6 protein-coding genes are annotated in these 6,716 nt (G+C 74.2%); 5 read left to right on the top strand and 1 reads right to left on the bottom strand.

Annotated features, from left to right (window positions below):
- The 3 genes from ACLIYP_RS28605 to ACLIYP_RS28595 form a co-directional block, all read left to right on the top strand.
- The coding region (locus tag ACLIYP_RS28605; protein WP_412715997.1) for a lipopolysaccharide biosynthesis protein at nt 1-1,630 on the top strand (1,630 nt) is incomplete at its 5' end.
- Between the two features lie 94 nt (nt 1,631-1,724).
- A complete protein-coding gene (locus ACLIYP_RS28600; RefSeq protein ID WP_412715996.1) occupies nt 1,725-3,263 on the top strand; it encodes a fibronectin type III domain-containing protein in 1,539 nt (512 codons plus the stop codon).
- Between the two features lie 26 nt (nt 3,264-3,289).
- Nucleotides 3,290-3,718 carry an adenylyltransferase/cytidyltransferase family protein gene (locus tag ACLIYP_RS28595; protein WP_412715995.1) on the top strand — a complete coding sequence of 143 codons (429 nt, stop codon included), beginning with the start codon at nt 3,290-3,292 and terminating at the stop codon, nt 3,716-3,718.
- A 92-nt stretch (nt 3,719-3,810) separates the two neighbouring features.
- Here the strand turns inward: ACLIYP_RS28595 and ACLIYP_RS28590 are convergent, their stop codons facing one another.
- Nucleotides 3,811-4,542, bottom strand: coding sequence for a CDP-alcohol phosphatidyltransferase family protein (locus ACLIYP_RS28590; protein WP_412715994.1), 732 nt, complete (start codon nt 4,540-4,542; stop codon nt 3,811-3,813).
- A gap of 237 nt (nt 4,543-4,779) precedes the next feature.
- Between ACLIYP_RS28590 and ACLIYP_RS28585 the strand changes: the two genes are divergently transcribed.
- On the top strand, nt 4,780-5,946 hold the full coding sequence (locus tag ACLIYP_RS28585) for an exonuclease SbcCD subunit D (RefSeq protein ID WP_412715993.1): 1,167 nt from the start codon (nt 4,780-4,782) through the stop codon (nt 5,944-5,946).
- The coding region (locus ACLIYP_RS28580) for an AAA family ATPase (RefSeq protein ID WP_412715992.1) at nt 5,943-6,716 on the top strand (774 nt) is incomplete at its 3' end. The genes ACLIYP_RS28585 and ACLIYP_RS28580, both read left to right, overlap by 4 nt.

Raw genomic sequence — 6,716 nt, 5'->3', positions numbered from 1 at the left:
GGGCGACGGAGCGCGGGGCGGCGGAGCGGCGGCCGGGACACGCGCCCGGGGGGTCGCCGCGACCGTGCGCGGCGGCTGGTTCGGCTTCGCGGGCTCCGCCGTCAACGCGCTGTTCGGCTTCCTCCTGGTCGCCGTCGTCACCCGCGGGCTCGGCGCGGACGGGGCCGGCGCCGTCTTCGCGGGCGTCGCCGCGTTCACCATCGTGAGCAACGCCTGCAAGCTGGGCGCCGACACCGCGCTGGTGCGCTTCGTCTCCCGCGACCTGGAACTCACCGGCGGGGCCGGCGTACCCGCGCTGCTGCGCACCGCCGTTCCGCCCGCCCTGGCGGCGAGCACGGCGTGTGCGGCGCTGCTGTTCCTCTCCCCCGCCCTGGCGGTCTGGCTGCTGCCCGGCCTCCCCGCCGGGCAGGCCCTGGCGGTGATGCGGCTGTTCGCGCTCTTCCTGCCGGTGGCGACCGTCTCACTGGTACTGCTGGGGGCCACCCGCGGGTACGGCTCGGTGGTCCCCTTCGTGGGCGTGGAGCAGATCGGCAAACCCGTACTGCGGGTGATGCTCGCCCTGCCCCTGGTCCTGCTCGCGCCGGGCGTGCTCACGCTGTCCGCGGCCTGGCTGGCCCCCGCCCTGCTGGGAGCGGTGGTGGCCTGGGTCTCGCTGCGCCGCTCCCGCTCCCGCTCCCACTCCCGCTCCCACTCCCGCTCCCACTCCCGCTCCCGCGCGGCGCGGCGCGCCGGGGCAGGCGTGCAGGACGGGCCGGGCGGACCGGCGGAGGGACGGCTCGTCGGCCCCGGCGAGTTCTGGTCCTTCGCCGGTCCGCGCGCCCTGTCCTCGGTCTTCGACATCACCGCGGTCTGGATCGGGGTGGTCCTGCTGTCGGCGCTGGGCACCGGCGCCGAGGCCGGGATCTACACGGCCGTCGGCCGCCTGGTGACCGCCGGCACCCTGCTCCAGCTCGCGGTCCGCCTCGCCGTGGCCGCGCAGATCAGCAGACTGCTGGCGGGCGGTCTGGAAGGGGAGGCGGAACATCTGCACCGGCTGTCGACCCGGTGGATCGTGCTGTTCTCCTGGCCCGTGTTCGCGATGCTCGCGGCCTTCCCCACCACCGTGCTCTCCCTGTTCGGGGCCGGTTTCGGCCAGGGCGCGGCCGCGCTGGTGGTGCTGTCGGCGGCCTGCGTGGTCAACGTCGGCGTCGGCAACGCGCAGACCGTCGTCCTGATGGCCGGCCGCAGCACCTGGAACCTGGCGACGGCGGGCGCCGGCTTCGCCGTCCAGCTCGGCGCCGGGATCTGGCTCGCGCCGCGGTACGGGGTGACGGGGGCGGCCCTGGCATGGGGGATGGCGATCGTGGTGGACAACGCCGCCTCGGCACTGCTGGTGCGGCGGCTGGGCTTCCGCACCGCCGACCGCGGCTACCTCCACGCCGCGGCCGTGGCCGTTGCCGCCGTCGTACCGCCGGCGTTCGCCGCCCGCCTGCTGTGGGGGGACACCGCGTGGGGTGCGCTGCTGGGCGGCGCTTTCGCCGTCTGCGGGTTCTGCGCGGCCGTGTGGCGCTATCGTGTGCCGCTGGGGGTGGGGGAGTTCTTCCGGGTGCTGCGCAAGGGCAGCGGGGGGAAGTCGCGCCGAGCAAGCTGAACAAGGGGTGGCCGCCGCGTGCGCCGACCGGCGCGGACGCACTCCCCGCCCCGGCTCGTCCCGTCCGCGCTCATGCGTTTCCAGGGGGGAATCCATGCGCAGAACAAGACCCGTCAGACTCCTGCTGGCCGCCGCCGTGCTCGGCCTGTCGTCCACGGCGTTGGGGGCCGGGCCGGCCCGGGCCGCGGGCGAGACCACCCTGACCGCCGATCCGCTGAGCACCTGGCAGACCGACGGCATCGTGTGGGCCCTGGCATACGCCCGGGGCGTCGTCTACGCGGGGGGCACCTTCGAACACATCCGCCCACCGGGTGCGGCCGCCGGCACCGGTGAACTGCGGCGGAAGAACTTCGCCGCCTTCGACGCGGTGACCGGCGAACCCCTGCCGTGCGCACCGGAGTTCACCGGGGGAGCGGAGACGGTACGGGCCCTGAAGGCGTCGCCGGACGGCTCGCTGCTCTACATCGGCGGCTCCTTCGGCAGCGCCGGGGGACAGGGGCGCTCCAACACCGCCAGCCTGAACACCGGGGACTGCACCATCGGCTCCGACTGGAAACCGGTGGTCTCCTCGACCGTCCGGGCCGTCGACGTGACCGACGACACCGTCTACATCGGCGGGCAGTTCACCACCGTCCAGGGGCAGACGCGCGAACGCGTCGCGGCCCTGGCACCCGACGGCACCCTGCTGCCCTTCAACGTCACCGTCCGGGGGTCGTCGATCTCCAACGACCCCATCCCCGGCGTCAACGCCATCACCGTCGCCCCGCACCTGAACAAGGTCGTCATCGGCGGCCGGTTCACCTCCGTCAACGGCAGCCTCCTGAACAGCGTGCACGCACTGGTCGGCCTGGACGCGACCACCGGGCGGATCGTCAACCACTTCACCGGCTGGATCCCGCGCAAGTCGGCGGTGAAGTCGCTGGTCAACGACGGCACCAACTTCTATCTGGGCGCCGAGGGCACCGGCGGCGGGGTCTTCGACGGCCGCGCGGCCGGACGGCTCGCGGACGGAGCGATGCTGTGGAAGGACACCTGCCTGGGCGCCACCCAGGCCGTGGTGCCCTACCGGGGGGTGCTCTACAGCGGCTCGCACGCGCACAACTGCGGTGACACACCCGGCGGTTTCCCCGAACACCGCAACCGCCAGCACCTGCTGGCCCAGTCGATCTCCGACGAGACGATCCTGCCGTGGTTCCCCGACACCAACGACGGCATCGGCGAGCAGATCGGCCCGCGCGCCATGACCATGGCCGACGGAATCCTGTGGACGGGCGGGGAGTTCACCACCGTCAACGAGAAACCGCAGCAGGGGCTGACCCGCTTCGCGGCCGAACCCGACACCGGGGCGCCCCAGGTGCCGCTGATGAGCGGCGCCACCGGCGCCAGGGGGAAGATCGAACTCAGCTGGAAGGCCTCCTGGGACCGGGACGACGGCGTCCTGACCTACCGGCTCTACCGGGACGGCGTCTTCCTGACCTCCATCCAGCAGGACTCCCGCTACTGGGACCGGCCCATGATGGGCTACACCGACACCGTGGAGCCCGGCGCCACGCACCGCTACTCGCTGGAGGTCACCGACGGCACCAACCTCTCGGGGCGCAACGGCCCCGTGTACGTGACAGCCGGCAACTGAACCGACCGCACGCGGAGGAGAGGCCGATGACGTACCGAGTGGGCTACGCGCCCGGGGTGTACGACTTATTCCACGTCGGGCACCTGAACATCCTGCGGCACGCAAGGAACCGCTGCGACTACCTGGTGGCCGGGGTGGTGTCCGACGAGATGGCACGGCAGGCCAAGGGCAGGCCGCCGGTGGTCCCGCTCACCGAGCGGCTGGAGATCGTGCGCAGCATCCGCTTCGTTGACGCGGCGTTCGTGGAGACGGTGCCCGACAAGCTGGAGACCTGGCGGCAGGTGCGCTTCGACGCCATCTTCAAGGGCGACGACTGGCGGGGCACCGAGAAGGGGGAGAGGCTGGAGCGCGACTTCGCCGGCGTCGGGGTCGAGGTCGTGTACTTCCCCTACACCGTCCACACCTCCAGCACCCTGCTGCGGCGGGCCCTCGACGGGCTGGTCGAGTCCGCCTGAGCCGGCCGCCGCGCGACCCGCCATCGTTCTCCGCGCGGCCCTTGCGCCGCCCCGGCCCCGCGTGCCGGGGCGGCGCAAGGGCGAGCGGCCGGTCAGCGGGCGGGGACGGACAGCTCGCGGTACCACTTCGCCAGGAACGCCGGCAGGAACAGCAGATGGGCGGCGAGCAGCGCGCAGTACAGCACCAGGAACAGCTCGCGGCTGCCCAGGAAGAGGAAGACCGCGCACAGCAGCCCGTAGTCCACCGGCAGCAGGGCCACCGAGCGGAGCGTGGAGGGCGCGGCCGGCGGCGCCGCGGTCACGCCGCCCCCCGCGGCCCTGGCGTTCCGCTTCAGCTGCTCGGTGAGGACGCCCCCGAAGAAGACCGTCACGGCGGCGAACTGGAAGCCCAGGGGGATGAGCAGGTACACCGGGTCGGAGAAGCCGAAGTGGCGGTGGAAGGAGACCAGCACCGCCATGTGGAGCGCCAGCATCTTCGCGCAGTCCACCACGTGGTCCAGCCACTCCCCGGCGGCGCTGCCCCGCCGGGTCAGCCGGGCGAGCTGCCCGTCGGCCGAGTCCAGCGCGAAGCCGGTCACCAGCGCGGCGAACACCCCCAGCGCCAGGGCGTGCGAGGGGGGCAGCAGGGCGATCAGCGCCACCCCCGTGAACGTCGACACCGCGCTGGCGGCCGTGACCTGGTTGGGCGACATCCGCGCCCCGTAGGCCGCGGCGGCCAGTAACCGGCCGGCCGGCCGGTTGACGTACCGCGAGTACAGCGACACCCCCCTGGCCGACTTCTGCGCCGCCGCCAACTCCCCCACCGCGTAACGGAACCGGCTCATTCCCTCTCCCCCCACTCGGATCCCCCCGCCCGGAGCACCCATACGCCGGGGAGCACATCATGGCAGGCGGCCCCCGCCGGCCGCCCGGGCCGCCGGGCGCCCCGATCCGCCCGGTCAGGCCGATCCGCCCGGTCCGGCCGTATGCGGCATTCCGCCGGACGGACCGTGCGAGAATCCGGAGGGCGGCCGACGGGGGCGAGGAGAGGGACGGAAGACGTTGCGGGGCGGAGCCGGATCTTGAGACTGCTGCACACCTCCGACTGGCACCTGGGCCGGAGCTTCCACCGGGTGAGCCTGCTGTCCGCCCAGGAGGCCTTCGTCGACCACCTGGTGGAGGTGGCGCGCACCGAGCGCGTCGACGCCGTCCTCGTCGCCGGGGACGTCTACGACCGGGCGGTGCCGCCGCTGGCCGCCGTCGAACTCTTCGACGACACCCTGCACCGCCTGGCGGACCTCGGCGTGCCGACGGTCATGATCTCCGGCAACCACGACTCGGCCCGCCGGCTGGGGGTGGCGGCCGGGCTCATCGAGCGGGCGGGCATCCATCTGCGCACCGACCCCGCCGGCTGCGCCACCCCCGTCCTGCTGTCCGACGCCCACGGCGAGGTGGCGTTCTACGGTCTGCCCTACCTGGAGCCGGCCTTGGTCAAGGACCACTTCGGGGTGGAGCGGGCCGGGCACGCGGCGGTGCTGGGCGCCGCCATGGACAGGGTGCGCGCCGACCTGGCCGCCCGCCCCGCCGGGACCCGCTCGGTCGTCCTCGCCCACGCCTTCGTCACCGGAGGCGAGCCCTCCGACAGCGAGCGCGACATCACCGTGGGCGGCGTCGCCTCCGTCCCGGCTTCCGTCTTCGAGGGCGCCCACTACGCGGCGCTCGGCCACCTCCACGGCTGCCAGACCCTCACCGAGCGCATCCGCTACTGCGGATCGCCGCTGGCCTACTCCTTCTCCGAGACCCACCACCGCAAGTCGGTGTGGCTGGTCGACCTCGGGCCGCGCGGGGAGGTGGCGGCCGAGCGGATCGACTGCCCGGTGCCGCGCCCGCTGGCGCGCGTCCGCGGGACACTGGAGGAACTGCTCGCCGACCCCGCGCTGGAGCGCCACGAGCAGGCCTGGGTCGAGGCCACCCTCACCGACCCCGTCCGCCCGCGCGAGCCGATGGCCCGGCTCGCCGCCCGCTTCCCCCACGTCCTCACCCTCGTCCTCGACCCCGAGCGCGCCGGGCAGGCCCCCCTCGCCTCCTACGGGCGCCGGCTGCGCGACCGCACCGATCAGGAGATCGCCGAGGACTTCGTCGCCCACGTCCGCGGCGGAGCGGGGCCCGACGGTGGCGAACGGGCCCTGCTGAGCGCGGCCCTGGACGCCGTACGCGCCGACGCGGCCCGCACGGAGGCGCCCCGATGAGACTGCACCGGCTCGCCGTCACCGCCTTCGGACCCTTCGGCGGCACCCAGGAGATCGACTTCGACGAGCTGTCCGCCGCCGGACTGTTCCTGCTGCACGGGCCCACCGGCGCGGGCAAGACCTCCGTGCTGGACGCCGTCTGCTACGCCCTGTACGGCGGGGTGCCCGGCGCCCGCCAGACCTCCGGCCCCGCCAGGCTGCGCAGCGACCACGCCGACCCCGGCACCCGCACCGAGGTGGTCCTGGACCTGACCGTCGGCGGGCGGCGGCTGGAGGTCACCCGGCAGCCCGAGCAGCGGCGCCCCAAGAAGCGCGGCAGCGGGATGACCACCGACAAGGCCCAGTCCTGGCTGCGCGAGTACGACGCCGCGGCCGGCACCTGGAAGGCGCTCAGCCGCTCCCACCAGGAGATCGGCGAGGAACTGGCCCAGCTGCTGGGCATGAGCCGCGAGCAGTTCTGCCAGGTGGTGCTGCTGCCGCAGGGCGACTTCGCGCGTTTTCTGCGGGCCGGCGCGGAGGAGCGCGCGAGACTGCTGGGCCGTCTGTTCGACACCCACCGGTTCGCCGCCGTCGAACAGCACCTGGCCGAGCTGCGCACCGCCGCGCAGCGCCGGGTGCGCGACGGCGACGAGCGGCTGCTCGCCCTGGCCCACCGCATGCGGCAGGCGGCCGGGAGTGCCGGCGAGCCGGGCGCCGGACCGGACGGCGACCTCTTCGCCGGCCTCTCGCCCGGCGACCTCGGACTGGCCGACGCCGTGCTCGGCTGGGCC

The sequence above is a fragment of the Streptomyces nanhaiensis genome (genome assembly GCF_046614825.1).
Lineage (GTDB): Bacteria > Actinomycetota > Actinomycetes > Streptomycetales > Streptomycetaceae > Streptomyces > Streptomyces radiopugnans.
This window is presented reverse-complemented; position numbering and strand designations above follow the sequence as displayed.